At 60.5% G+C, this 24,841-nt stretch carries 22 protein-coding genes; 9 read left to right on the top strand and 13 right to left on the bottom strand.

Annotated features, from left to right (window positions below):
• Positions 1-11: 11 nt before the first annotated feature.
• Positions 12-1,439, top strand: a complete 1,428-nt coding sequence (locus J3P77_RS06715) for a mechanosensitive ion channel domain-containing protein (protein ID WP_434680540.1) — start codon at positions 12-14, stop codon at positions 1,437-1,439.
• Positions 1,440-1,786: 347 nt separating this feature from the next.
• Positions 1,787-2,509 (top strand): pirin family protein, encoded by a 723-nt coding sequence (locus tag J3P77_RS06710; RefSeq protein WP_434680538.1) that lies wholly within the window; start codon positions 1,787-1,789, stop codon positions 2,507-2,509.
• Positions 2,510-2,597: 88 nt separating this feature from the next.
• On the opposite strand, the gene J3P77_RS06705 is transcribed toward J3P77_RS06710, so the two are convergent.
• The 3 genes from J3P77_RS06705 to J3P77_RS06695 form a co-directional block, all read right to left on the bottom strand.
• Positions 2,598-4,808, bottom strand: coding sequence for an ATP-binding protein (locus tag J3P77_RS06705; RefSeq protein WP_434680537.1), 2,211 nt, complete (start codon positions 4,806-4,808; stop codon positions 2,598-2,600).
• Positions 4,809-5,096: 288 nt separating this feature from the next.
• On the bottom strand, positions 5,097-7,481 hold the full coding sequence (locus tag J3P77_RS06700; protein ID WP_434680536.1) for a membrane-bound PQQ-dependent dehydrogenase, glucose/quinate/shikimate family: 2,385 nt from the start codon (positions 7,479-7,481) through the stop codon (positions 5,097-5,099).
• A gap of 268 nt (positions 7,482-7,749) precedes the next feature.
• Positions 7,750-8,991, bottom strand: coding sequence for a M20/M25/M40 family metallo-hydrolase (locus J3P77_RS06695; RefSeq protein ID WP_434680534.1), 1,242 nt, complete (start codon positions 8,989-8,991; stop codon positions 7,750-7,752).
• Positions 8,992-9,210: 219 nt separating this feature from the next.
• On the opposite strand from J3P77_RS06695, the gene J3P77_RS06690 reads away from it, so the two are divergent.
• Positions 9,211-10,629 carry a sugar porter family MFS transporter gene (locus tag J3P77_RS06690; RefSeq protein WP_434680532.1) on the top strand — a complete coding sequence of 473 codons (1,419 nt, stop codon included), beginning with the start codon at positions 9,211-9,213 and terminating at the stop codon, positions 10,627-10,629.
• Positions 10,630-10,701: 72 nt separating this feature from the next.
• Complete coding sequence (locus tag J3P77_RS06685) at positions 10,702-11,607, top strand: bestrophin family protein (protein ID WP_434680530.1); 906 nt, start codon at positions 10,702-10,704, stop codon at positions 11,605-11,607.
• Positions 11,608-11,622: 15 nt separating this feature from the next.
• On the opposite strand, the gene J3P77_RS06680 is transcribed toward J3P77_RS06685, so the two are convergent.
• Positions 11,623-12,666, bottom strand: coding sequence for an SDR family oxidoreductase (locus J3P77_RS06680; RefSeq protein WP_434680529.1), 1,044 nt, complete (start codon positions 12,664-12,666; stop codon positions 11,623-11,625).
• Between the two features lie 205 nt (positions 12,667-12,871).
• Between J3P77_RS06680 and J3P77_RS06675 the strand changes: the two genes are divergently transcribed.
• A complete protein-coding gene (locus tag J3P77_RS06675; protein ID WP_434680528.1) occupies positions 12,872-14,476 on the top strand; it encodes a catalase in 1,605 nt (534 codons plus the stop codon).
• A gap of 53 nt (positions 14,477-14,529) precedes the next feature.
• Here the strand turns inward: J3P77_RS06675 and J3P77_RS06670 are convergent, their stop codons facing one another.
• Entirely contained in the window at positions 14,530-15,054 is a 525-nt protein-coding gene (locus tag J3P77_RS06670; protein WP_434680526.1) for a nuclear transport factor 2 family protein, read from the bottom strand.
• A 138-nt stretch (positions 15,055-15,192) separates the two neighbouring features.
• Between J3P77_RS06670 and J3P77_RS06665 the strand changes: the two genes are divergently transcribed.
• The gene (locus tag J3P77_RS06665) at positions 15,193-16,098 is read left to right on the top strand and encodes an AraC family transcriptional regulator N-terminal domain-containing protein (protein ID WP_434680525.1); all 906 of its coding nucleotides are present in this window, start codon (positions 15,193-15,195) and stop codon (positions 16,096-16,098) included.
• A gap of 57 nt (positions 16,099-16,155) precedes the next feature.
• On the opposite strand, the gene J3P77_RS06660 is transcribed toward J3P77_RS06665, so the two are convergent.
• The 4 genes from J3P77_RS06660 to J3P77_RS06645 form a co-directional block, all read right to left on the bottom strand.
• Positions 16,156-16,668 (bottom strand): DUF1097 domain-containing protein, encoded by a 513-nt coding sequence (locus J3P77_RS06660; protein ID WP_434680524.1) that lies wholly within the window; start codon positions 16,666-16,668, stop codon positions 16,156-16,158.
• Positions 16,669-16,759: 91 nt separating this feature from the next.
• Positions 16,760-17,500 carry an SDR family oxidoreductase gene (locus J3P77_RS06655; protein WP_434680523.1) on the bottom strand — a complete coding sequence of 247 codons (741 nt, stop codon included), beginning with the start codon at positions 17,498-17,500 and terminating at the stop codon, positions 16,760-16,762.
• A gap of 204 nt (positions 17,501-17,704) precedes the next feature.
• A complete protein-coding gene (locus tag J3P77_RS06650; RefSeq protein WP_434681913.1) occupies positions 17,705-18,610 on the bottom strand; it encodes a DMT family transporter in 906 nt (301 codons plus the stop codon).
• Positions 18,611-18,731: 121 nt separating this feature from the next.
• Positions 18,732-19,619: an MBL fold metallo-hydrolase gene (locus J3P77_RS06645; protein WP_434680521.1), complete on the bottom strand. Its 888-nt coding sequence runs from the start codon at positions 19,617-19,619 to the stop codon at positions 18,732-18,734.
• 170 nt (positions 19,620-19,789) lie between these two features.
• Between J3P77_RS06645 and J3P77_RS06640 the strand changes: the two genes are divergently transcribed.
• Positions 19,790-20,761: a GlxA family transcriptional regulator gene (locus tag J3P77_RS06640; RefSeq protein WP_434680520.1), complete on the top strand. Its 972-nt coding sequence runs from the start codon at positions 19,790-19,792 to the stop codon at positions 20,759-20,761.
• Positions 20,762-21,225: 464 nt separating this feature from the next.
• Here J3P77_RS06640 and J3P77_RS06635 read toward each other — a convergent pair whose 3' ends face one another.
• Both J3P77_RS06635 and J3P77_RS06630 read right to left on the bottom strand, forming a co-directional pair.
• The gene (locus tag J3P77_RS06635; protein ID WP_434680518.1) at positions 21,226-21,918 is read right to left on the bottom strand and encodes a type 1 glutamine amidotransferase domain-containing protein; all 693 of its coding nucleotides are present in this window, start codon (positions 21,916-21,918) and stop codon (positions 21,226-21,228) included.
• Positions 21,919-22,085: 167 nt separating this feature from the next.
• Positions 22,086-22,994, bottom strand: coding sequence for a LysR substrate-binding domain-containing protein (locus J3P77_RS06630; protein ID WP_434680517.1), 909 nt, complete (start codon positions 22,992-22,994; stop codon positions 22,086-22,088).
• A gap of 174 nt (positions 22,995-23,168) precedes the next feature.
• On the opposite strand from J3P77_RS06630, the gene J3P77_RS06625 reads away from it, so the two are divergent.
• Positions 23,169-23,429, top strand: a complete 261-nt coding sequence (locus J3P77_RS06625; RefSeq protein WP_434680516.1) for a DUF2790 domain-containing protein — start codon at positions 23,169-23,171, stop codon at positions 23,427-23,429.
• Positions 23,430-23,448: 19 nt separating this feature from the next.
• Positions 23,449-23,967, top strand: coding sequence for a DoxX family protein (locus J3P77_RS06620; RefSeq protein WP_434680515.1), 519 nt, complete (start codon positions 23,449-23,451; stop codon positions 23,965-23,967).
• Between the two features lie 68 nt (positions 23,968-24,035).
• On the opposite strand, the gene J3P77_RS06615 is transcribed toward J3P77_RS06620, so the two are convergent.
• Both J3P77_RS06615 and J3P77_RS06610 read right to left on the bottom strand, forming a co-directional pair.
• The gene (locus J3P77_RS06615) at positions 24,036-24,434 is read right to left on the bottom strand and encodes a carboxymuconolactone decarboxylase family protein (RefSeq protein ID WP_434680514.1); all 399 of its coding nucleotides are present in this window, start codon (positions 24,432-24,434) and stop codon (positions 24,036-24,038) included.
• Positions 24,406-24,798, bottom strand: a complete 393-nt coding sequence (locus J3P77_RS06610; RefSeq protein WP_434680513.1) for a MerR family transcriptional regulator — start codon at positions 24,796-24,798, stop codon at positions 24,406-24,408. Before J3P77_RS06610 ends, J3P77_RS06615 begins: the two co-directional genes overlap by 29 nt.
• Positions 24,799-24,841: the final 43 nt, after the last annotated feature.

Here is a 24,841-nt window from a genome sequence, read left to right as displayed (position 1 = left end):
CGGAGCCTGCCATGACCTTTCTGTTGAGCCATCCCCTGCTGTGGAGCGCACTGTTTCTGCTGGCCGACGTGCTGATCTGGCACATTGCGGCGTTCCAGCATCGAGTGCTCAAGGTTGCGACACGCCTGGCGCTGTTCCTGGCCTTCAGCTCTCTGATCATCAACGCTGGCATCAGCCCGCTGTTGGCGCCCAGCTGGCCGGATGACAGCGTGATGCAATTGAGCGCGACGGCACTGGCAATCCTCTGGTGGATCTACGCCGCACGGGTGCTGACCGTTCTGATCGGCCTGGCCCTGATGCACCGTATCGGTCACAGCGGGCGGCTGCTGCAGGATGTGATCGGCGCGCTGGTGTTCCTGATCGCGGTGGTTGCGGCGGCCGGTTATGTACTGGAACTGCCGGTCAAAGGGCTGCTGGCGACTTCCGGTGCGGTGGCGATCATCGTCGGTCTGGCGCTGCAGAGCACCTTGAGCGATGTGTTCTCCGGGATCGTGCTCAACACCACCAAGCCGTATCAGGTGGACGACTGGGTTTCGATCGATGGCGTCGAAGGCAAGGTGACGGACATCGACTGGCGCGCGACGCACCTGTTGACTAGCGCAGGGACCACTGCCGTGGTGCCAAACTCGGTGGCGGCCAAGGCCAAGATCGTCAACCTCAGTCGCCCGGTCAACATGCACGGCGTGTCGATCAGCATTCATGTGCCCAACCATATCCGTCCGCGCCGGGTCCTGGACGCGCTCGACCGGACGCTGCAAGGCAGCAGCAGCCTGCTGCTCAACCCGCCGCCCAAGGCCATCCTCAAGGAGGCCGGGGAAACGACCTCCGAATATGTTGCCAGCGGGTTCATCACCGAGCTTGGCAAAAAAGGCGAAGTCCGCAATCAGCTGTTCGATCTGGCGCATCGGCATCTGGAAGCGGCGGGCATCGTTCGCCAGCAGGACGGCGGCGGCGAACCGACTTCCCGTGCTCGCGCGTTGCTCGAAGAAGTGAAGGTGTTCCGCTCGCTGAGTGCCGAGGAGCGCGACCGGCTGGCGCAGAACATGACCGCGCAGCAGTATGCGGCCGGGCAAGTGGTGCTTGATCTCAATGAGGTGCCGGATTGTCTGTTCGTGATTGCCACAGGCGTGGTCAGTGCCGTGGTGCCGGACGGCGAGCGGCGCATCGAAGCCGGGCGCATGGGGCCGAGTGAGGTCATGGGCGAACAGAGCATCATCGGCGATACGCCATCCGAGGCGTGCTTTACCGCGCTGACTTCCAGCATCATCTATCGCATCGACAAGTCAGTCGCCCGCGCCTGCATGCAGCAATGCAATCAGGTCGACCGCGCACTGCATAAATTGCAGGCGGTGCGTCAGAAGAGCAGCCATACCGCGCTGTTGGCGCGACCACCGCAGGTCAAGAAAAACGGTTTCCTCAGCTGGCTGCAGAGTCGCTGACCTGAAAAAACAAGGTCGCCCGGTTTACTGCCGCTTCGCGCCAGATCACCGCCCGGTCACTCCCACGCCCTCCGGGCAGAAGCTCCGGTGCTGGCAAAGCCGCTTGTGTTTCTGCCCGAAGGGCGTGGGAGTGACCGGGCGGTGATCCGCTTGTCCGCGATCTGCCGGGAACCGTCAGCAAGATGATCCACGCGGTGTACCTGTCAGTGGGAGACAATCACTGTCCACCCTGAGGGGACAGTGATTCGGTTTTCACCTACTTATTGCAATGTCAGATAAACAGTAATCTGAGTCCATCGAGTCGATGCCTGAATGAGCAGCGTCGACAACCTGATGGAGAACGAATCATGCTGACTCTTCGCAAAGCTTCCGAACGCGGCGCAGCCGATCATGGCTGGTTGAAATCCTTCCACACTTTTTCCTTCGCCGGTTACCGCAATCCACGTGAGCAGGGCTTTTCCGACCTGCTGGTAATCAACGATGACCGCGTTGCGGCGGCCAAGGGCTTCGGTCAGCACCCGCATCGCGATATGGAGATTTTCTCCTACGTGCTCGAAGGCGCGCTGGAACATAAAGACACGCTGGGCACCGGCTCGGTAATTCGCCCGGGCGACGTGCAGTTGATGAGCGCCGGTCGAGGCGTGGCGCACAGCGAGTACAACCATTCAGCCAGCGAGCCGGTGCACTTTCTGCAGATATGGATCGTGCCTGACGTCAGCGGCGCGACACCGCGCTATCAACAGGAGCATTTCAGCGCCGAACAAAAACGCGGCCGGCTGCAGCTGATCATCTCGCCCGACGGCGCCGACGGTTCGCTGAGCGTGCGCCAGGATGCGCGTGTCTATGCGGGCCTGTTCGACGGGGCTGAAACCGCCACACTGGAACTGGCCGCCGACCGCTACGCCTATGTTCACGTGGCGCGCGGTAGCGTAGTGCTCAACGGCGAACGTCTGGGCGAAGGCGACGGCGTGCGGGTGCGCGACGAACAACGCTTGCAGCTGAGCGAAGGCGCGGATGCGGAAGTGCTGGTCTTTGATCTGCGCCCGCATGAACTGCCAGAAATGCCTTGATGCCTGGTGCAGGGATGCCCGAACAGAAACGCCGCTCGAATGAGCGGCGTTTTTTTGTCTGCACAGTTTGCCGCAAGCGGCAGTATTGCTACGGCGCCATCAAGTCACGAACGCGGGCAGTGAGCGTATCGACCGCAAAAGGTTTGGTCAGGACCTGCATGCCGGGCCCCAGGTCGCCATTGCCGACGGCGGCATTTTCCGCGTATCCGGTGATGAACAGTGTCTTGAGGTGCGGGCGGACTTCGCGGCCGGCATCGGCCATTTGCCGGCCATTCATACCGCCAGGCAGACCGACGTCGGTGATCAGCAGGTCAATATGGACGTCCGAGCGCAGCACTTTGAGCCCGGCGATGCTGTCAGCGGCCTCGATCAGGGTATAGCCCAGTTCGCCGAGCACGTCCGTCAGCAGCATGCGCACGGTCGGCTCGTCGTCCACGATCAGAATCGTCTCGCCCGCTTCGGCCAGCGGCGCCGGCGCTTTGTCGGCGTGCCCTTCATCCCTGATCTCGTCGCCGATGTAACGCGGCAGGTAAATGCACATCGTGGTGCCCTGCCCGACTTCCGAATAGATACGCACCTGACCGCCGGACTGCTGGGCAAAACCGTAGATCATAGACAGGCCCAGACCCGTGCCATGCCCCAGCGGCTTGGTGGTGAAAAATGGATCGAAGGCCTTGGCAATCACGTCGGGCGTCATGCCGGTCCCGGTGTCGGTGACGGACAGCGACAGGTACTGACCTTCAGGCATGTCGTGGGTGCGCGCCGCTGCCGCATCCATCTCGCGATTGGCTGTTTCGATGGTGATCCGTCCGCCGTCCGGCATCGCATCGCGCGCGTTGATGCACAGATTGAGCAGCGCGTTCTCAAGCTGGCTCGCGTCGACGAGCGCCGGCCAGAGTCCGGGCGCGCCGATTCTCTCGACCGTGATGCTGGGGCCCACAGTGCGCTGGATCAGGTCGGTCATGCCTTCCATCAGCAGGTTCACGTTGGTGGGCCGCGGGTCGAGCGTCTGCCGACGGGAGAACGCCAGAAGCCGATGCGTCAGCGCTGCGGCACGTTTGGCCGCACCCTGGGCGGCCGCCATGTACTTGTCGACTTCCTGCAGGCGGCCTTGGGCGATTCTGGTATTCATCAGTTCAAGCGCGCCCGAGATACCGGCCAGCAGGTTGTTGAAGTCGTGCGCAAGGCCGCCGGTCAACTGGCCGACCGCCTCCATCTTTTGTGACTGGCGCAGCTTTTCCTCTGCCTGCATCAGCTCTGCGGTGCGCATTGCAACACGCTGTTCGAGGGTGTCATTGAGTGCCCGCAACGCAGCGGTCGCGCGGTCGCGCTCGGCCTCGACGGCGCGGCGTCCTTCAACGTCAATGAGCACGCCGGGCAGGCTCAGCGGCGTGCCGTCTTCGGCAAGGTCAACGCGACCGTTCGCTTCCAGCCAATAGTATTTACCGTCCGCGCGCTTGACGCGGTATTGGTGCGCATAGGCTCCGCCACGACTGATCGCCTCGTCGATCGCGGCCTTCAGGCCGTCACGGTCTTCGGGATGGACAGAGGCGGTCACCTGATCGAGGGCCAGGCCGTCGAGCCCGAGCGCGGGGTCCAGGCCGAACGCGCGGGCGAAGGCCTGGTCGACCGTGAAATGATCGGTGGGCACGTCCCAGTGCCAGGTGCCGATGATCGCGCCCGCCGCCAGCGCCAGCTGCACGCGCTCGATGTTTTCCCGCGCAACCGCCTCGCTGGCACGCAGCCGTTCCTGCGCATTTCGCCGCTCGGTCACATCGCTGAAGATAATCGCAATCTGGCGCTCGGCAGGGTCACCGACGCGCACCGCACGCACATCGAACCAGCGCTCGAACGTATTGGCGTAATTTTCAAAGCTGGCCGGCTCGCCTGTCTTGGCGACATGGCCGTAGGTTTCGAACCAGAAACTTTCCAGATTGGGCGCAAACTCGGTGACCCACTTGCCCCGCAGGTTGACACCGGCCTGACGCTCGAACGCCGGGTTGGCCTCGACGAAACGGTAATCCACCGGATGATCGTCAGCATCGAATTTGACCTGGACGATAGCGAACGCCGCTTCAATGGTTTCCAGAATCGTTCTGAAACGCTCCTCGCTCTGGCGCAGCGCCTCACGACTGGCTTCCAGCTCCGCAACCATGTGTCGCGAGGCGGTCATCTGCCCACCGTCCGGGCAGATGCCCAAGCGCCGCGCATCGACACGGGTGTCGTCGAGGGCCGCGCGCAGGTACGCGACCTCGGCCTCAAGTTCCTCTCGAGTCAGGTATTTCAGAACGGCCCCCAATCACACGTTGAATTCTTCCGGCGGGACTTTTACTCGTTCACTGCCCCTGACGCAATAAAATCAGAAACCGCCGTGTCGCGGGGGTTCAGCCGGCTTTTCAGAAAAATGCATCGCTGCCGCTGCGCGGGAGGAGCCGGGACAGTCGTTACATGTGCGTTGCCTGGAAACAGGTCGTCGCGGGCAAGCGCGCTCCTACAACCTTGCGGCGCTCACACACTTGCTGGCGATGGCTGACTACCAGACATAGGAAGCTCCTGCCGTTGCGGCAGGAGCGGTTTTTACGGGTAATCAGTCCAGGCGGAATGCGATGACGCTGTCGCCCAGGGTGGTGCCGAGCGAACCGTGGCCGCCGGCCGAGATGACCACGTACTGCTTGCCGTCGCTGCCCATGTAGGTTGATGGCGTCGCTTGTCCACCGGCAGGCAGTTCGGTTTGCCAGAGTACTTCACCGGTATTGATGTCGTAGGCACGCAGGAAGTTGTCCGCGGTCGCGCCGTGGAACACCAGGCCGCCCGCCGTCACCAGCGGTCCGCCGTGAGCGACCATGCCCATCGGGAAACCGATCGGGAAGCGGCCCGGCAGGAAGCTGGTCTTCAGGTTCTTGCTGGTGCCGGTGCGGCGCAGCCATTCGGTCTTGCCGGTGTTGAGGTCGACACCGACCATCCGGCCCCACGGTGGGGCGATGCAAGGCACACCCAGACCGGATGCGAACTGCTTGATGCGGATGGCATAGTCGCCCTTGAAGTTCTCGTTCCAGTAAGGCGTGCCTTCCTCGGAGAACAGACGCTTGTCGGCCGTTTCCGGCGTGCGCTTGATCAGGTTGTAGGTGTAGGCCAGGCGCACAGGCGCTGCGATGAGAATCTGGCGGTCAGGATCGACAGCCACCGAACCCCAGTTGAACGCACCGATGTTGCCCGGGAAGATCAACGAACCCGTTTCGGTGCTTGGCGTCCACGGATTACCGTCGTAACGCAGCTTGTTGTAGCTGATACGGCAGGACATCTGATCGAACGGCGTCAGGCCCCACATGGATTTTTCAGTCAGCGCTTCGGGAATGAAGTTGATCCGCGATACCGGCTGGGTCGCCGCAAAGTGCTCCCCTGGTACGCCGCCATCAGTCCTGACCTTGACCTGGTCCACGGGAACGATCGGTTCGCCGGTCAAACGATTGAGCACGAAGATGTTGCCGACTTTGGTCGGCAGCACCAGTGCCGGTTGCTTGCTGCCCTCTTTGCCTACGTCCATGAGCGTCGGCTGCGAAGGGTTATCGCGGTCCCACAGGTCGTTGCTGGAGGTCTGGAATTTCCATTTGAACGCACCGGTCTTCAAATCCAGCGCAACGACGGTGTCGCGGAATTTTTCGACGTTGCTGTTCGGATCGCGGTCAGTGCCCAGCTCGTCCGGCGAAGTGTTGCCGAAAGGAACGTAGACCAGACCGTTGTTCAGGTCAGCACTGAGCGTTGCCCAGGCAATCGGGGTGTCTTGCGGGTAATTCTGACCGGCTGCCAGTGGCTGGGTGTTGTCCGGATTGGCCGGATCGAAGTTCCACACCAGCGCACCGGTTACGGCGTTGTAGGCACGGATTACACCCGACGGGTTGCCGGCCTTGAAACCGTTGTCCATTACCGAACCGCCGACGATCACCAGATCGCCCGCAACCAGCGGAGCAGCGGTCTGCATCAAGGCGTGCGGACGGACTTCGCCCATGTTGGCCTTGAGGTCAACGACGCCGTTCTGACCGAAATCGCTGCACAGCTTGCCGGTGTCTGCATCCAGCGCTACCAGCCGCGCGTCCGCAGTGGCGGTGATGATGCGTTTCGCACACTGGGCCGGCGTGCCGGTTGCAGTAGCGGCAGCAGTGCCCGAAGCAGCTGGCGAATAGTAGCTGACGCCTCGGCAGGTCTGATGCTGCTGAAGGTACGAGCGATCCTTTTCAGGCGCGTACTTCCAGTCCAGCTTCCCGGTTTCCGGATTCAAGGCGTGCACTTCGTTATGCGCGGTACACACGTAGACCCGGTTGTTGACCTTCAGCGGCGTGGCTTCAAAGGTGTACTCACCCGCATCCTTGGCGGGATCGCGCAAGTCACCGGTGTGATATTCCCAGGCAACCGACAGTTTTTTGATAGTGCCCGGGTTGATCTGGTCAAGGCTGGAGAAGCGCTGTCCGTTGGTAGTGCCGCCATAAGCGACCCACTCGTTCCCGGCCACATCGGCGCTTCGTGTCGTGACCGGGTTTTCGATCTTGCCTTTGACCGGGATCGGATCGTAGAACATCACTGCCAGCACGATCACCATCATCACGGCGACCGTGCCGCCCAGAAACGGATGGAAGCGACGGCGGCCGGCCACCGGGTTCGCCTCGTAGAGAGGACGAACAACCCACGGCAATGCCAGCCAGAGACCGACCAGGGCGAACACGTCACCCCGAGGAATCCATTGCCACTTGTCGAAACCGACTTCGGCAATGATCCACAGCAGAATGCCCCACATCAGCAGCGCATATAGGGTCAGGGCTGATCTGCTTTTGCGAAACAGCAGCACCGCGGTCGCCAGTACCACCAATGCAATGATCGAGTAGGCGGGTGAACCACCGGCAGCCACCAGCTGCGCCCCCATGTACAGCAAAGCAATAGCCAGTATCGCCATCACGATACTTGTCGCTCTTAAAATCATCTTTTATTCCTGTTATTCGATGGGCAAGAGAACGCCCGCACGGGCACTGAATGAATCGCGCGGGATTATCGCGGCGAACGCAAAGAAAATCATGTGAAAATGTTTCAGAAGTGCGCAGTTGGCACGATATGAATCGCGGGAGTGAGCGCAGCTCGCGAAGAACGATGACGCATTAGTCCTGAAAGACGGCGGCGCCTGTGTCGCGGGCAGGCGCGTTCCTACCGATTCGCTGTAGGAGCGCGCTTGCCCGCGAAAGGGACGGAAAGACTTACTGCGCGGCGTCGGACAATTGCTGGATCAGTGCCACGGTCAGGTAAAGCCTTGGGGCAATGCTCGACAGTTCGATGTATTCGTCGTCGGCATGCAGGCCTGCGCCTACCACACCCATGGTTTCCAGCACCGCTGGCTTTGCGCTGCCCGGCACGTAGGCGTAGCCCGCGTCGGTGCCGAAGCGCATGGCGATGGGTTCGATATTGCGGCCGATCTTTCCGTAAAGCGCCTGAGCGGTTTTCGCCAACTGATCGGAGCCCGGATTTTTCGCCAGCGGTGGGCGGCCCTTGTCGAGGCGCAAGGTGACTTCGGTTCCGTCGATGAGCTTCTTCTGCACGATGCGTTGCCCGTCGGCCAGCACGCGGTCGCTTTCGCTCAGGTCCGAGTAACGCATATCGGCCTCGGCCGAGGCGCTGGAAGGAATGATGTTGCGTTTATCGCCAGCCTTGAGCAGCGTCCAGTTGACCGTGGTGCCTTTGGCCGGATCACCGAGGTCCTTGAGCTGCAGCATCTGGTGCGCCAGCTCCATGGCCGCGTTGCGCCCGGCTTCCGGGGCGGAACCTGCGTGCGAAGATTTACCCTTCACATCGAGAAACACGCCATTGATGCCGTTGGTGGCGACTGTCACTGCGTCCTTGTCCGGCGGCTCGTAAGAGAACACGTAGTCGTGCTGGCGAGCGAGTTCGGCGATGATTTTTTTCGAGCCACTGGAGCCGGTTTCTTCATCCGGATTGAACAGCACGGTCAGCGTGCCGAAGTCCTTGAACTTCTGATCCTGCAACAGCTTCAGCGAGTGAAGGATCATCGCCACGCCGCCTTTGGCATCCGCTACGCCAGGCCCGTAGGCGCGCTCGCCCTCGACTTTGAACGGCCGCTTGGCGGCAGTCCCCGGCAGGAACACCGTGTCGTAGTGGACCATCAGCAGAAAGGACTTGCTGCCGTCACCCTTGAGAGTGCCGACGATGTTGTCGCCCGCCGAGGGGCTGGCCGGGCTCGTCGTGACTTCAGCACCCAGCGCCTTGAGCCGTTCAACCAGCACGGCGCTGACGGTTTTCAGACCCGGCTCCTGACCGGTGCCGGTGTCGACGTCCACCAGCTGCTTGACGGTGGCGAGGTAGGATTTCTGTTCGGCTTCGGCTTTTTTCAGCAGCTGGTCGGGTGCCAGATCTGCGGCCAATGCAGAAAACGACAGGAACGAGAGGGCAACTGCAGCGGCGATGGGTGAACGTCGGATAGACATGCTGGTTCCTTCAGATCGATGCGGGTTGAAGCTGCATCTTTAACCATTTGCCTTGTCCGGCGCCACACCGTTTGCCCTGCGGCATGACCGGGCAGTGTTTGCAGTGGCCTCTTGTCTCGATTTGTTTGTGCGCAAGGGAACTAGCGCGGCAGACACCCCCCTAACCCTCACATCGACGGACCGGCACGACGCGGGTTCAAGTTTAGGGTTGTAGATTCCATGTCTTCCAGCATTACCTCGTCCAGAGTCGATCATCACGAGCAACGCTCGTCAGCACGTCGGCTTGTATTCATTTCAGTGCTTGTCGCGACCATGGGCGCACTCGCGTTCGGCTACGACACCGGGATCATCGCTGGCGCGTTGCCGTTCATGACGCTGCCAGTCGACCAAGGCGGCCTGGGACTGAATGCGTTCACCGAGGGGCTGGTCACCGCTTCATTGATCGTCGGCGCGGCCTTCGGATCGCTTGCCAGCGGCTACATCTCGGACCGGTTCGGGCGGCGCCTGACCCTGCGGATTCTTTCGCTGCTGTTCATTGCCGGCGCGCTGGGCACGGCCATGGCACCGGACATCTCGCTGATGATCGCCGCGCGCTTCGTGCTGGGTATCGCCGTTGGTGGCGGCTCGGCAACCGTACCGGTGTTCATCGCCGAAATCGCCGGGCCGTCGCGTCGTGCCCGACTGGTCAGTCGTAACGAGCTGATGATCGTCACCGGCCAGCTGCTCGCCTATGTGCTGAGCGCCGTAATGGCCGCGCTGTTTCATACCCCGGGCATCTGGCGCTACATGCTGGCGATTGCCATGGTGCCTGGCGTGCTGCTGCTGATCGGCACGTTCTTCGTGCCGGCCTCCCCGCGCTGGCTGGCGTCCAAGCGCCGTTTCGACGAAGCGCAGGAGGTGCTTGAACAACTGCGCGACTCCAAGGCCGAGGCGCAGCGCGAAATCGACGAAATGAAGGCGCAGGACGAGCAGGCGCGTCACCGCCCGAAGGTCAAAGACCTGCTGCGTCAGGGCTGGGTGATCAAACTGCTGTTGATCGGTATCGGCCTGGGCTTCACCGCGCAGTTCACCGGCGTCAACGCGTTCATGTACTACACCCCGATCATCCTCAAGACGACGGGCATGGGTACCAACGCTGCATTGACCGCCACCATTGGCAATGGCGTGGTTTCCGTGCTGGCGGCGCTGATCGGCATTTGGGCGATCGGGCGTTATGGCCGTCGGCATCTGCTGATGACCGGTCTGGTGATGGTCATCCTGATGCAGGCGGCGCTGGGCTGTGTGCTGCAGTTCATGCCGCAGAACCTGACCCAGAGCTACACCGCGCTGGCATGCATTCTAGTGTTCCTGCTGTTCATGCAGGCGTGTGTTTCGCCGGTGTACTGGCTGCTGATGTCGGAACTGTTCCCGATGCAAGTCCGCGGCTTGCTGACTGGCGTTGCGGTTTCGATGCAGTGGCTGTTCAACGCCTCGGTGGCGTTTGCCTTCCCGATTGCCGTGGACGCCATCGGCAACCCGACGTTCTTCATATTCGCCGCGATCAATATCGGGTCGCTGCTGTTTGTGTTCCTGTGCCTGCCGGAAACCAAAGGCAAGTCGCTTGAGCAGATCGAAAAGCACCTGAAAAAGGAGCTTTGACCCAGGCTGGTGTTTCTCGCGAGCCGGTGTCAGGGTATCGACACCGGCTTCGTCGTTGAAGGATGCTCCCCATTGATCATTCGTCCTCAAGATCCGTCTGCCCTGACCCTGATGTTCTCCCTCAAGGGCTCCATCATCCCGGCCATCTGGCGCAAGGTGCTGTTTACCGTGCTGGTGAGTTCGGCGGTGGTGGCGATGCACGGCACGGTGTTTCATTTCAAGGTAGTGCTGACCGCCACGCCTTTCACGCTCTGGGGCCTGACGCTCGCGATCTTCCTGGGCTTTCGCAACACCGTGGCTTATCAGCGCTTCTGGGAAGCCCGCACCTTGTGGGGCGAGTTGTTGATCGTCAGCCGCAACCTGACACGTCAGAGCCTGAGCCTACTGCCTCGCCTGCCGGCGGAACAAAGGCGCTTGCTGGCCGAAGGGCTCGTTGCGTTTGCCTATGCGCTCAAGGCGCATTTGCGTAACGAGCCGCGGGATGAACGCGCTGAAAGCTGGCTGGGCAAGGTCGCCCAACCCAAGCACAACCTGCCCAGCGCCGTGCTTGGCGCACTGGGTCGTCGGTATGGTGAGGCGATAACCAGCGCCGAAGGCGGCACCGCGGCGCAGCTCAACATTGACCGTCAGCTGTCGCGGCTGTCCTACGTGCTCGGGGGATGCGAGCGCATCAAAGGCACGCCGATTCCCTACCCGTACATCTTGATGCTGCACCGGGTGGTCCACGTTTACTGCTTCCTGCTGCCCTTCTGCCTGGTCGACACCATTGGCTGGTTCACGCCGTTCGCGGTGTGCGTGCTGGCCTATACCTTCTTCGGACTGGACGCGCTGGGCGACCAGATCGCCGACCCGTTCGACACGCTGCCCAATGACCTGCCGCTGGAAGCGATGTGCCGCAACATCGAGATCGCCGTGCTGGAACTGCTCGATGAACCGGCACCCGCTCCCTTGCAACCGCGCGATGGCGTGTTGCTCTGATCAGCAGCTCTTGATTCAGGGGATCAGCTTGCGGGCTCGCATGTCTTCAAGGTGCGCCAGCAACACTTCGTCCGAGCGCAGCGTCATCGCGTTGAAGCCAGCCTGACGTGCCTTGGTGACGTCGAAGAACGCGTCTTTTTCGACATGGAAGATGAAGTCTCCGAAAGAACCCAGCGCGATGCGATCCGGATCTTCCTCGGCCAGGCCTTCTCGCTGCGCCAGCCCTTTCCACACCGGCTGCAAGGCTTTGAGCCGCTGCGCCAGGGAGATCGGCTGCGGTTCACCGACTTCCAGACCAAACCATTCGGCAAGTTTTGGCCAGACGTGGCTCCAGCGGAACACATCGCCATTGGTGAGATTGAATGAGCCGTCGGCGTTGGTCTGCGCGGCCCACACCGCTGCTTCACCGATCAATTCGGCAGAGGTAACGTTGACCACGGCATTGCGGTAAGCCTGTTCCGGACCGGGAAACTGCATGGCCGTCCCGGTTTCCCGGCAGAGCGCGCCATACAGACCGATCAGGTTACCCAGGTTCATGGCCGAGCCCAGCGAATGGCCGATGACGATGTCGGGGCGTAACGCCGTCCATTTCACGCCTTCAGCCTCAAGCGAGCGGGCGTAGTCTTCGTGGCGGAAATACAGGTTGGGCGGAAAGTGACGGCTGTCGTCCTCGCGCGCGGGTGTTTTGTATACACCCAGTTGCGCGCCATACACCTTGCCGCCCTGCACAAAGGTAATGCGTTCCAGACTGGCGCCGGCGTCGCGCACCGCCTCGACCAGGTTCTCGAACATCGCGGCGTTTTCATCCGCCTCCACGCCTGGATCAGGGTTGGGTTTGAGTGCGCTGTAGAACAAGTGAGTGACACCCTTGAACGCGGCCTTGGCCGAAGCCAGGCTCGCGGCGTCGAGCAGGTCGGCAACCACATGCGGAAAATCGCTGGGCGCTTTGTCGGACCTGCCGACTGTGGTGATCTGCCAACCGACGTCGGCGAAACTGTTCAGTACCGCCTTGCCGATGACACCACTGGCGCCTGCGATGAGTACGTGCTTTTCAGACATGTGCAGTCTCCATTCATGTTCGCTGACAATGAATCAACACAGACCGCGACCTGTCGGCTTTGTCCACTCTTTCAGCCTGAGCGGCAGTGCCCTGGCGACCCGCTTGACCATTCGTCCGCCACTGGAAACCATCGGGCGACATGCCACCCAAAACCAGAGGACCGTGATTTTGATTTGATGCGACCCTGATGCAAGGAGATAAAAGATGGCTGAGAAACACGACACGCTGACTACCCGCCAAGGGCATCCAGTCACTGACAACCAGAGCCTGCGCAGCGTGGGCGAACGTGGCCCTGGCACCCTGGAAAACTATCAATTCATAGAAAAAATTACCCACTTTGACCGCGAGCGTATCCCGGAACGCGTAGTGCATGCGCGCGGCACCGCCGCCCACGGCTATTTCGAACCCTATGGCACGATTGGCGATGAACCGGCCAGCAAATACACCCGCGCCAAGGTGCTGACCAAGGCCGGCGTGAAGACCCCGGTGTTCATCCGCTTCTCCACCGTGATCGGCAGCAAGGAGTCACCGGAAACCGCCCGCGACCCACGCGGCTTTGCCATCAAGTTCTACACCGAGGACGGCAACTGGGATCTGGTCGGCAACAACCTGAAGGTGTTCTTCATTCGCGATGCGATCAAGTTCCCGGACATGATCCACGCGTTCAAGCCCGACCCGGTGACCAACCGCCAGGAACCCTGGCGATTCTATGATTTTGTTCAACACCATCCCGAAGCGCTGCACATGGTCACCTGGGTGAAAAGCCCGTGGGGCATTCCCGCCAGCTATCGGGAGATGCAAGGCTCCAGCGTCAACACCTACAAGCTGGTCAACGAAGACGGCGTGGCCGTGCTCTGCAAGTTTTCCTTCGAGCCCAAGCAAGGCGTGCGTAATCTCACCAGCGAACAGGCGGCCGAAATCCAGAAACACGAAGTCGGCCATGCCACCAAGGATCTGTACGAAGCCATCGACAGCGGCAATTTCCCCGAGTGGGAAATGTGCGTGCAAGTCATGTCGGACGACGCCCACGACGAACTGCCGTTCGATCCACTGGACGACACCAAACGCTGGCCGGAAGACCAGTTTCCCCTGCTACCGGTGGGACGCGTGGTGCTGGATCGCAACCCGAGCAACTTTTTCGCGGAAACCGAACAATCGGCGTTCGGCACTGGCGTGCTGGTGGACGGCATCGACTTTTCCGACGACAAGATGCTCCAGGGCCGGACCCTTTCCTACTCCGATACTCAGCGCTATCGCGTAGGCCCCAACTACCTGCAGCTGCCGATCAACGCGCCAAAATGCCCTTACGCGACCAACCAGCGCGATGGCCAGATGACCTACAAGGTCGACGGTGCCGGCGAAAATCCGCACGTCAATTACGAGCCAAGTTCGCAAGGCGGTCTGCGCGAGGCGCAACGCAGCGGCCCGGACTACAAGCAATGGGTCGAAGGCCACATCGGTCGTTATCAGACCACCAAAACGGCAGCGGACTATCAGCAGACCGGCGACCGCTATCGCAGCTTCGAGGACTGGGAGCGTGATGACCTCATCGCCAATATCGTCGCTGATCTCAAACAATGCCCGGAAAATATCCAGCTGCGAATGATCTGGCATTTCTGGCATTGCGATCAGGACTACGGCCAGCGCCTCGCGCAGGGCGTAGGCGTCGATATCGAAAAGGCCAAGGCGCTGCCACCCCTGCCCAACCGCCCCGCCCCCGGCGAAGACCGTCCGGCCTCCACCACCGTGGACGGTCAGCAGGAGCCTGCGGAAAAGGCCACACCCACACAGCCCAGCGTGATGGCCTGATCGAATGCGGCGGCGGTTTTCGGACCGCCGCCGCTGTTGATCAGAGGATTCAGTTATTCGCTCACAGGCGTAGGTATACGCCGCAACACATCATCGTACGGCGCAAGGTCGAGAAACGCGGTGACGTCGACGGCCTTGCCGTTCTGCATTTTGAAAATCCAGGCGTAGCTGTTGGTGTAGGGTTTCCCGTCGCGGGCGACTCCGGCGCCGTCCCAGTGGATGACCACGTGATCGCCGTCGGCCCACACTTGCTTGCTCACGGGTCGGATCGGCGTGGACAAACGGGACACGAAGGGTCGTACGGCCTGCTCGATGAATACATCACGGCCTTTGAATGTCCCGGCACTGGGGCCGGAGCCTTTGATTGTCCAACTGACGTCCGACGCCACGATATCGTTGAAAAAGGTGTTGCCACCGGCCGCCCAGCGATCGAACGCTTGGGTGACGATCTGTGCGTTACGCGCTTCGACATCGGTCTCCGATGTTGCGCCAGCCACGCCGGGAAACAGAACGACGTTCACCAGCATGCAGCTCGCGAGCGCGAGTGAACGGACAGGACGAAAGATTGATGAACGCATGATCAAGGCTCCTAGTTCGATGGCATGAGTCTGCCTTCACCAGCAAACAGACCCGTAGCAGAATTGTCCCGTGTCCTTGTACGATCATCCGGGCGGACAACTTTTGATGTTCCTACTTACGCGGATCCTGGAGCAGGCATGGACCCTATGGCAAAGCTGGTCGATATCCTCAATCGGCACGTCCCGGCAGACGGCATACATCCCTCCCCTATTCCGGGTGTCAGCCTAGTTCGCTCGGGCTCGCCGACGATGCCCATGCCGGTCGTCTACGAGCCGACGCTTTGTCTCGTTGCCCAAGGGCGCAAGCAAGCGATGCTGGGGACCACGGCTTACGTCTATGACGCCACCCGATATCTGGTGGCGTCCGTGGACCTGCCAGTGATGGGATCGGTAATCGAGGCCAGCGAGGCTGCGCCTTATCTGTGTCTGGTGCTCAATCTGGACATGCCCACGCTGAGTGAGCTGGCGTTGCGCTACCCGGCTGACGATGAGTTTCAGGGCATGCCCTCGACGGGCATCGCGCTGAACGACACCAGCGCTGAACTGCTGGATGCGGCGGTGCGACTCGCCGGGTTACTGGACTCGCCGAACGATATCGACGCGCTCGCACCGCTGGTGGTGCGAGAAATTCTTTATCGCCTGCTGACCGGTAGCGGCAACGGGACCCTTCGCCAGATGGCCAGGGCCGACAGTCGGCTGAACCAGATCGCCAAAGCCATAAGCTGGATTCGCACCCACTATAAAGAAGCCTGCCGGATCGACGAGATCGCTGCCATCGCCGGTATGAGCCGCTCCACGTTCCATAGCCATTTCAAGGCGGTCACCTCGATGAGCCCGCTGGAGTTTCGTGACCAGCTGAGACTGCAGGAAGCCCGCCGCCTGATGGTGGCCGAAGCGGCCGATGCCGCGGATGCGGGATACCGCGTCGGGTACGAAAGCCCCTCGCAATTCAGCCGCCATTACCTGCGCATGTTTGGCCTTCCACCGGCCAGAGACGCCGGGCGGTTGCGCGGCGAAGTTGAGGCTCGTTCGGTTCGGGGGTAACTCTGAAGCGCTTTCGAAACCGCGCCGGCGCCGTAACGAGCACACCGGCGATAGCGATCAGGCTGCCAAGCGTTGCTGCACTTTGAGCGAAACCCAGGCCGCGGTGCTGCCAATCGCGGACGCACTGCCCAGCCGCAGCAGAGCATCGAGCGAAGGCTCCAGGTGGGCGGCGAAGAACGCGATAAGGCCGAGGAAGTAAGCCAGAAGGTTGTTCATCACCGGCACCGCTCTGAGCGAGACCACGCCCATCGCCACAAGGAAAACCACTACAGGCAAGGCCGTTTTACCCAGTGACGGGCTGAGCGCAGCAATCGCCGTGGCCGCCAGCATGCCGAAGACGATACCTGCCAATACGCTGCCGTAGTTGATCAAGCCGTCACGCAGGCCATGTCCACGAGAAAAAAAGGCGACCCAACCGACGAACATTGCCCAGACCGGCAAGCCAGCGGTGAGGCTTGCCGCTGCTGCCGCGGCGGCGGTAACTGCGGCGACAGCCGTGATGGCGTTGAACTTGAAGAGCGACTTCAGTCGAGAAGCAGGTGTGGCCAGGGTTTTATTAACGGTAGTCATTGGTGACACTCCTGCGATCCGGCTGGTTGAGGTAGTGCGTCGTATGTGCTCATGGGCTTCTCCAGGTGCAGAAGAATTCGACGGAGCGGATTCAGATGATTCCGCCGTTGGCACGCAGGATCTGCCCATTGATCCAGGCTCCGTCGGGACCGGCCAGGAAGGCGACAGTGGCAGCGATGTCTTGCGGCTGACCTAGACGTTCCAGAGGCGCCAATCTGGAAAGTCGATCAACGACCTCCTGTGGCTTGCCATTCAGGAAAAGATCGGTTGCGGTCGGCCCGGGAGCTACGGCATTGACCGTAATATTGCGGCCGCGCATCTCTTTGGCGAACACGCTGGTCATCGCCTCTACGGCGGCTTTGGTGCCGGCATAAACACCGTAGGTGGGTTGCAGCATGGCGACCACGCTTGAGGAGAAGTTGATCACTCTGCCGCCGTCGCGAATGCGCTCTGCCGCTTCCCTGAGGGTGTTGAAAGTGCCCTTGAAATTGACGTCGATCTGCCGCTCGATGCTGTCGTCGTCCGTCTCGGCGATGGTCGCGAGGGCCATGATTCCGGCGTTGTTGACGAGCACGTCGACGCCCCCGAACTGATCCTCCGTTGCCTCGAAAAGCCGCCGCACGTCATGGGCGCTTGCAACGTTCGCTTTGACCGCCATCGCCTGGCCGCCCTGTGCCTGAATGGCGGCGACTAGCCTGTCCGCTTCTGCCGCGCTGTTGGCGTAATTGACTACAACTGCAAAACCGTCTCGGGAAAGGCGCCTGGCAATTTCGTTGCCGATACCGCGAGAGGCGCCAGTGACGATTGCTACTTTGCTATGGAAACTGTCCATGATTTTCTTTGCCTGCCTGTCGGCTATGGGAGTGACAACAGACTCCCATAGCCGGCGAGGCCGGATAAATAAGCCGAATTCGCCTTCACTATTCAGTTTCCATGAACAATTGGCGTCGCCAGCGTTTAGCCAACGTTACCCAGGTCTCGGATCATGCTCATCAGAGAGCTTCTTTGGTGTTTTCCCTGGCAACGCTTGAGCCGATTACGATTGTCGGGCGCGCTCCCTCGCGGATAAGGTTCCCTTGCTCAGATTGACCACGAGCAGGCCTGCCACAGTCAGTGCCGCACCCAGCAGGAAACCCAGCGTCGTATGCTCGTCCAGCCAGAGGTATCCCATCACCACGCCAAACAGTGGAGTCATGAAGGCCATCACGCCGAGGCGTGCGGCCAGGTAGCGGCGCAGCATCCAGAACCAGATCAGGTAACTGGCGAAGGATACCGCCAGCGTCTGGAATGCGAGGCTGGCCCACGCCTGAGCAGTAAGGGTCAGAGCGTTCTGCCCGGTCATCAATGCCAACGGGAGGAGCAGCACGAAGGCGCCGGCCAACTGGTAATAGAGCGTCTGCGTAGGCGGTGCCTCAGCCAGTCTGCTGGTGCGAACGGCAACCGTCGTCAGTCCCCAGCAAAGGCCGGCGCACAGGCCGAGAAAATCGCCAAACAGACCTTCAGTCATGGCCGGCCCTGCTGCGTCTTCCCGTGGTGTGAGAAATGTCACCGCGATGCCGACGAAAGCCATCCCCATGCCCAACCATTGGACCAGGCTCAAGCGTTCTTCCGGCAGCCGTATATGCAGACCGATAGCGGCGAATAGCGGTGCGGTGTACAGAAATACAGCCATGTGCGACGCACTGGTCCAGCGCAAGCCTTCGGCGATAAAGAGGAACTCGGCGGCAAACAGGGTGGCCACGACCATACCGGAACGTCGCCAGACGCCTGTCAGCCAGGCTTCGCGCAGTATCCACCGGCCGACGAGCCATACCAGCAATGCCGCAACGCCAGAGCGCAGCGCAACCTGCATCATAGGCGCGACGTCATCGACAATGGCCTTCATTGCCACCTGTTGCGCACCCCACACCAGGCACAGCGATACCATGATTCCCGTCGCCATGCCGTCAACTGGCTTTCTCAAGTAATCACCTCGGTTCTCGAAACCGGTCCAGCGTGAGCAGCATTGCGCTATGAACCAACCCCGCACATGCCAAGCCGCATCGCTTGGCATGTGCGTCGTGTCAAAACGCCAACGAAGCGCCATCCTCAGGGATATTCACCCGACTCTCAATACCCTGCTGCTTGATATAAGAGCGCAGTTCTTCCCGGCTCAGCGACATATGGTTGATTGCATCCATATGCACGGCAACGATTCTTGCGTTTTTCGCGGCCTGTGAAGCGCGCAGGACGTCCTCCTCGCCCATGATGATCGAGCCTTCAAAGCCCTGCATTTTTGCTTTCCCGGCGTTGAGCACGATGACTTCCGGGCGGTATTTCTCGATGGTCTGGTCTACCTCGGTGCGCCAGATAGTGTCGCCAGCGAGGTAAAGCGTCTTATAGCCTGGTGCTTGAAATACCACGCCCATTGCCTCGCCCAGAGGTTTGGCGAGCGCTGGAACTGCATACATTTCATCGGTGCCATGCTGGCCGCCGGTTTTGGTAATCGTCACCCCGCCGAATTGCGCTTCATCCGTCAGTACGCGCACATTATTGAAACCCTGGGAACGAATCAGCTGTGCATCTTCCTCATGCTGGGTGAACAACGGAATGTCTTTAGGCAGCGCTTTTTGTGCAGCGTCATCCCAGTGGTCCAGATGCGTGTGAGTGACGATTACTGCGTCCACTCCGGAGATGACTTCAGCCGGCGACTCGGTCAAATCAACCAAAGGGTTGCGGAGGTGGCTGCGGTAGGTGTTTTCAAATCCTGGGTACGCCCCTTTTTCGGCCAGCATGGGATCTACCAGGAAGGTCGTATCGCCGTAGGAGATTTTTACGGTTGCGTTACGAACTTGCTGCAAACCGACCTTGTGAGCGGCATCAGACGCCTTCGGGACACTTGAACCGGCGAACGCTGACGTGGCGGCGCCACAAGCGATGCCGAGGCCGAGAGAAAGAATGCTGAGTTTCATGGACTGCTCCTGTCGATACGATGAGGAATCCATTCTTGCCGAACGCATCGGCACTCAACAGTGGCCTGAATGACATTATTCGATATAATCGGGCCAGATCGATCGACGTGGCGTGGAAACACTCTGAAAGTCGACTTATCAAGCATGGAAGATGAATACGAGGCTGCCTGATGCCCCCTATACGTGTTGCTGTTCTGGCCTTCGACGGCGTCAGTCTTTTCCACCTCTCGGTGCCAGGGATCGTACTGGGAACAGCTCAGGCCGGAGCCGGCGAGCCTCGATATGAGGTCAGTTACTGCGCGGAGCTCCCCGGAATGGTAAGCACCGGCCAGGGCATCGGGCTATCGGTGAGCCATGGCCTGGAGCTGATGGAGGCATCCGACGTCATCGTCATTCCCGCGTGGGGCGATCATTCGATCGTCGCATCCGCACAACTAGTGACAGCGCTCCAGCGCGCCAATACCCAAGGCAAACTCATAGTGGGGTTATGTTTAGGCGCATTTGTGCTCGGCGACGCCGGGCTGCTCGATGGAAAGGAAGCAACCACCCACTGGGCCGCCCGCGACGAATTCGCACGACGCTTCCCCAAGGTTCGCTTCCGGCCGGAGGTTCTCTATGTCACCGCCGGCAACATCATGACGTCCGCGGGAACCGTAGCGGCCATCGATTGTTGCCTGCATCTGATACGCCAGCGACTCGGCGCCGATGTAGCCAATCGCACCGCGAAGATGCTGGTAACCCCGCCGCACAGACAGGGCGGCCAGGCTCAATACGTCGAGCGTCCGGTGCCGCAACTGTCTAGCGAGACTCATCTGTCCGATGTTCTGGCATGGGCTCGAACGAATCTGGCCGCTGATCTGTCGCTCGACAGCCTGGCAGACATGGCGAAAATGAGCAGGCGCACCTTCACTCGTCGGTTCAAGGAATACACCGGCACTACCGTCTCCAAATGGTTGAATGCAGAGAGGGTTGTCAGAGCGCAGGAGTTGCTGGAGACGACGGATTTGCCTATCGAGTGCATCGCGGGTGAAGTGGGCTTTGGGACATCCCTTTCCTTGAGGCAACATTTCGGCGCTCATCTGGGTACGTCGCCCTCTGACTATCGGAAAATGTTTTGTCTTGGAATGGGTTTGGACAGTTGAGTGCAGGAATGGATGCGCCGGGCCAGTGGGAGGGAGCTTGCTCGCGACTGCGATCTGCCTGAGCCTGCATTTTCTAGTGAAAGACCGCTATCGCCAGCAAGCTGGCTCCTACAGAAACAACGCCCTGCGCCGAGCCAGTCGGAGGGAGCTTGCTCGCGACTGCAATCTGCCTGAGCCTGCATTTTCTACTGAAAGACCGCTATCGCCAGCAAGCTGGTTCCCACAAAGACCGAGTCCTGCGCTGAACCAGTGGGAGGGAGCTTGCTCGCGATTGCAATCTGCCTGAGCCTGCATTTTCGACTGACTGACCGCTATCGCCAGCAAGCTGGCTCCTACAGAACCGCGTCCTGCGCCGAGCCAGTGGGAGGGAGCTTGCTCGCGATTGCAATCTGCATGAGCCTGCATTTTCGACTGATTGACCGCTATCGCCAGCAAGCTGGCTCCCACAAAGACCGAGCCCTGCGCTAGACCGTCTGTTCCTGCTCCATTCGTTTGAGCAATGCCTTGGCTGCGGCCTCTGACGAAGCGGGGTTCTGCCCTGTGATCAGGTGGCCGTCCTCCACCACGTAGCTGGCCCAGTCCGCGGCCTTGGAGTAATTGCCACCTTTGGCCTTGAGCATGTCTTCAACGAGAAAGGGCACGACCTGGGTCAGGCCGACCGCTTCTTCCTCTGAGTTGGTGAAGCCGGTAACTTTTTTGCCCTGCACCACGGGGTGACCATCGGGTGCGTTGACGTTCTTGAATACGCCGGGCGCGTGGCAAACCGCGGCAATCGGCTTGTTGGCCGCGTAGAAGGCTTCGATGATGGTCTTGGAGTCCGTGTCCTCGGCCAGGTCCCACAGTGGGCCGTGGCCGCCAGGGTAGAACACGGCGTCGAAATTGTAAGGGTCGACCTCGCCCAGTGGCAGGGTATTGGCCAACGCGGCTTGTGCGTCGCTATCGCTGCCAAAGCGCCGGGTGGCATCGGTCTGCGCGTCGGGTTCGTCGCTCTTGGGGTCCAGCGGTGGCTGTCCGCCCTTGGGTGAAGCCAGGGTAACCCGAGCCTTCGCATCAATGAACGCGTAGTACGGTGCTGCGAATTCTTCCAGCCAGAAGCCGGTTTTTTTGCCGGTGTCGCCGAGCTGGTCGTGGGAAGTAAGTACCATGAGAATTTTCATGCGAGCCTGGTCTCCTAGCGATAGAGGGCAGCACGGGTCGCGCCGCATTCTTGTCAGAGACTTTGTCGAAGCAGATGTTCAAGTCGATTGACCAGGCGCGTGCGCTGATGCCGCGAATTTCGCCCTGGTTCACCGAAATCGGGAGATCAGGGTATCAGGCTGGAGCCTCACGCCAACGGGCCGAACTGGTCCGCATACAGCCTGGCGATCCAGTCGACGAACACCTTGACCCGCGGCGACAGCTGGCGGTGAAAGGGGTAGAGAACAGAGACGGGCATGCCGGGGCTCGCCCAGTCTCCCAGCACTTCAACCAGTTCTCCGCTCGCCAGATACTTCTCGACGCCAAAACGCGGGACCTGAATAAGGCCACATCCGCTCAGCGCGCAGGATCGATAAAGCGCCGCATCACTGACCGAGATCCACCCCTGCGGCTGATACTCGACATCCTGCCCGTCGACCCGAAAACCGAACGGGTAACGAACGTCCTGACTACCGGCAAAAAAGCCGACCGCCTGATGGTCTTTGATCTGATCGGGAAAGGTCGGAATACCATGGCGATCCAGATAAGCCGGGCTTGCACACACCACTTCCGGCATCAGCGCGAGGCGCTTGATGACCAGCGTCGAATCTCGCGGAGTGCCGGCGCGAACAACGCAATCGATGCCTTCGTCGATCAGATCCACCAGACGGTCACCGCTGCTGATTACCAGCTTGATGTCCGGATAACGGTCACGGAAGTCAGTGATGCGCGGAAGAATGATCCGGGTGGCATGGGAGCCATGCAAGTCCAGCCGCAACGTCCCACGAGGATTCGCGGCAACCATGCTGAGCGCTGATTCGGCCTCTTCCAGATCACCGAGAATCCGTTTGCAACGGTCGTAGAAAGCCTGCCCGTCGAGCGTAGGACGCACTTGCCTGGTGGTGCGTTCCAGCAGCCGCGCACCCAGTCGTGCTTCCAGATCCTTGACTGCCAGCGTTGCCGTCGCGCGTGGGATATCCAGTGCATTCGCCGCTCGGGTGAAGCTTCCGAGTTCGACGATGCGGATGAACAGTTGCAGCGAATCAAGCTTATCCATGACCGGCGCCGATTGTTTTCTGAAGCTGCACAGTGTTACCAGCCCCCAGGGATTTATCCAGCCCCGTAACGCACACACACTTCACTCGAACTCAAGGCTCAGCCTCTCACCGGCGAATCAGCACGGGCCTTGCGTGATCCGAGCGACCCGTTGCGGATGACAGGAGAGAACGAAATGAATACAAGCAAAGCGATTTTCATTGCATGCGCACTAGGTGTAGCAGGCAGTTCTTTTGCGAGCCCGGCGCCTCAAGCTGCTGGTGCTCGTGCATATCAGTACGGCATGCAGCTGGACATTGCAAAAGTGCTTTCCACTGACGTACCTCACTCAACCCAGTGCGAGGTTGTCGAGGCAAAGATGGCCTATGAGAACTCAGACGGAGGCGTTGAAGTCCTTCGCTACCTGACGTTGTCCGGCGCTTGCAGCCTTGATTGAAACAAGAGGAACTGCCGATATGAAACAACAAGCCGCTGTCTCCCCGAACTCTGCGAAGGCTTTATTTCCCGGGCTGGCCCGCTTGTCCCTGCGCGGCGAGCCACTTGCCTTTGCTCTACTGCGCATATGCTTCGGCATCATCATGATCACCCACGGGTTGCCCAAACTGATGCGCACCTCTCACGGTTCCATGGCCGACCCGATGGCGGGGTCCGCGCGGCTTATTGAGACGGTGCTCCATCTGCCGTTTCCTGAATACTTCGCGATGATGGTGGCCTTGCTGGAAGCTGTCGGAGGCTTGTTGTTGGCCCTGGGGCTAGGCACTCGCTTGATCGCTGCCGCAATGGCGATTCAGATGGCAGCCATTGCCTACATCCTTGGACCGACCTGGCCGTGGATCGACCGCGGGATCGAATATCCGGTGCTGATGTTGTTCCTCTGCGTTTACCTTTCGCTGCGCGGCGCAGGCCGATATTCGCTGGAATCAAGCATCCGTGGGAGCCAGCCTGCTGGCGAGGAGACCATTCAAAGGCGATGAAAGACAGCTGCCTCCCGCTGGGCGATGTGGAGCGCTCAGCGAGCGGCAAGCGCATGCGGAGTCGAGGGTTAGCCGGTGCGACTGGCGAATACCTCTTTGGCAGCAAACAGGCCATTCAGCGCAGCGGGGAAACCTGCATACACCGCCATCTGCATGAGGATTTCGGTGATTTCCGCTTGCGATAGCCCGACGTTCAGAGCCGCCTCGATATGCACTTTCAGCTGTGGGGTGGCGGTGCCCATCGCGGCCAGCGCTGCGACTGTGGCGATTTCCCGATCCCGCAGACTCAGGCCGGGTCGCGAATAGATGTCGCCAAACGGGAACTCGAACAGATACGTTGCAAAGTCGGGGGCGATGTCGGCGAGTGCGGCGACAACCTTGTGCCCGGCTTCGCCGTCGATTTCAGCGAGTGCGCGCTTACCTCGTTCCAGCCTGCTTTCATCTGCGTCGGGGCGATGCTGTGTCATGGCTATTGATCCTCTGTGCGTGATCGCCATAACCGGCGATCTTGGTATCGAGGACGAGAAGACAGGCCTGGAGTTCGGCCACTTGGGCACGTACAGCCTCACGATGATGTTCGAGCATTTCACAGCGCTCGGCTTCCGTTTCGACCCCACGTTCGCGCAGGCTCGCATAACGCAGCATGTCCCGGATCGGCATTCCGGTTGTTTTCAGCCGGCCAAGAAATTCAATCCAGACCAGAATCGACGCGTCGTAGTCCCGATGGCTCGATCCGTCACGCTCAGCAAACGGGAGCAGCCCGATCCGTTCGTAATAGCGGATCGTATGAGCTGAAAGCCCCGAACGCCTGGCCAGTTCACCTATCTTCATACCTGCCTTCTCGTCTTGGCACTGCACACGTTAGGACTTCGAG

It is taken from the genome of Pseudomonas sp. R1-18, from assembly GCF_051132095.1.
GTDB lineage: Bacteria > Pseudomonadota > Gammaproteobacteria > Pseudomonadales > Pseudomonadaceae > Aquipseudomonas.
This window is presented reverse-complemented; position numbering and strand designations above follow the sequence as displayed.

What these genes read in the sequence shown, in the direction of transcription:
- J3P77_RS06615 (WP_434680514.1), bottom strand. Translation starts at nt 24,434, where the DNA reads ATGACACAGCATCGCCCCGACGCAGATGAAAGCAGGCTGGAACGAGGT.
- J3P77_RS06665 (WP_434680525.1), top strand. Translation starts at nt 15,193, where the DNA reads ATGGACCCTATGGCAAAGCTGGTCGATATCCTCAATCGGCACGTCCCG.
- J3P77_RS06675 (WP_434680528.1), top strand. Translation starts at nt 12,872, where the DNA reads ATGGCTGAGAAACACGACACGCTGACTACCCGCCAAGGGCATCCAGTC.
- J3P77_RS06650 (WP_434681913.1), bottom strand. Translation starts at nt 18,610, where the DNA reads ATGGCGACGGGAATCATGGTATCGCTGTGCCTGGTGTGGGGTGCGCAA.
- J3P77_RS06640 (WP_434680520.1), top strand. Translation starts at nt 19,790, where the DNA reads ATGCCCCCTATACGTGTTGCTGTTCTGGCCTTCGACGGCGTCAGTCTT.
- J3P77_RS06625 (WP_434680516.1), top strand. Translation starts at nt 23,169, where the DNA reads ATGAATACAAGCAAAGCGATTTTCATTGCATGCGCACTAGGTGTAGCA.
- J3P77_RS06690 (WP_434680532.1), top strand. Translation starts at nt 9,211, where the DNA reads ATGTCTTCCAGCATTACCTCGTCCAGAGTCGATCATCACGAGCAACGC.
- J3P77_RS06670 (WP_434680526.1), bottom strand. Translation starts at nt 15,054, where the DNA reads ATGCGTTCATCAATCTTTCGTCCTGTCCGTTCACTCGCGCTCGCGAGC.
- J3P77_RS06645 (WP_434680521.1), bottom strand. Translation starts at nt 19,619, where the DNA reads ATGAAACTCAGCATTCTTTCTCTCGGCCTCGGCATCGCTTGTGGCGCC.
- J3P77_RS06655 (WP_434680523.1), bottom strand. Translation starts at nt 17,500, where the DNA reads ATGGACAGTTTCCATAGCAAAGTAGCAATCGTCACTGGCGCCTCTCGC.
- J3P77_RS06620 (WP_434680515.1), top strand. Translation starts at nt 23,449, where the DNA reads ATGAAACAACAAGCCGCTGTCTCCCCGAACTCTGCGAAGGCTTTATTT.
- J3P77_RS06700 (WP_434680536.1), bottom strand. Translation starts at nt 7,481, where the DNA reads ATGATTTTAAGAGCGACAAGTATCGTGATGGCGATACTGGCTATTGCT.
- J3P77_RS06610 (WP_434680513.1), bottom strand. Translation starts at nt 24,798, where the DNA reads ATGAAGATAGGTGAACTGGCCAGGCGTTCGGGGCTTTCAGCTCATACG.
- J3P77_RS06710 (WP_434680538.1), top strand. Translation starts at nt 1,787, where the DNA reads ATGCTGACTCTTCGCAAAGCTTCCGAACGCGGCGCAGCCGATCATGGC.
- J3P77_RS06660 (WP_434680524.1), bottom strand. Translation starts at nt 16,668, where the DNA reads ATGACTACCGTTAATAAAACCCTGGCCACACCTGCTTCTCGACTGAAG.
- J3P77_RS06630 (WP_434680517.1), bottom strand. Translation starts at nt 22,994, where the DNA reads ATGGATAAGCTTGATTCGCTGCAACTGTTCATCCGCATCGTCGAACTC.
- J3P77_RS06695 (WP_434680534.1), bottom strand. Translation starts at nt 8,991, where the DNA reads ATGTCTATCCGACGTTCACCCATCGCCGCTGCAGTTGCCCTCTCGTTC.
- J3P77_RS06635 (WP_434680518.1), bottom strand. Translation starts at nt 21,918, where the DNA reads ATGAAAATTCTCATGGTACTTACTTCCCACGACCAGCTCGGCGACACC.
- J3P77_RS06715 (WP_434680540.1), top strand. Translation starts at nt 12, where the DNA reads ATGACCTTTCTGTTGAGCCATCCCCTGCTGTGGAGCGCACTGTTTCTG.
- J3P77_RS06680 (WP_434680529.1), bottom strand. Translation starts at nt 12,666, where the DNA reads ATGTCTGAAAAGCACGTACTCATCGCAGGCGCCAGTGGTGTCATCGGC.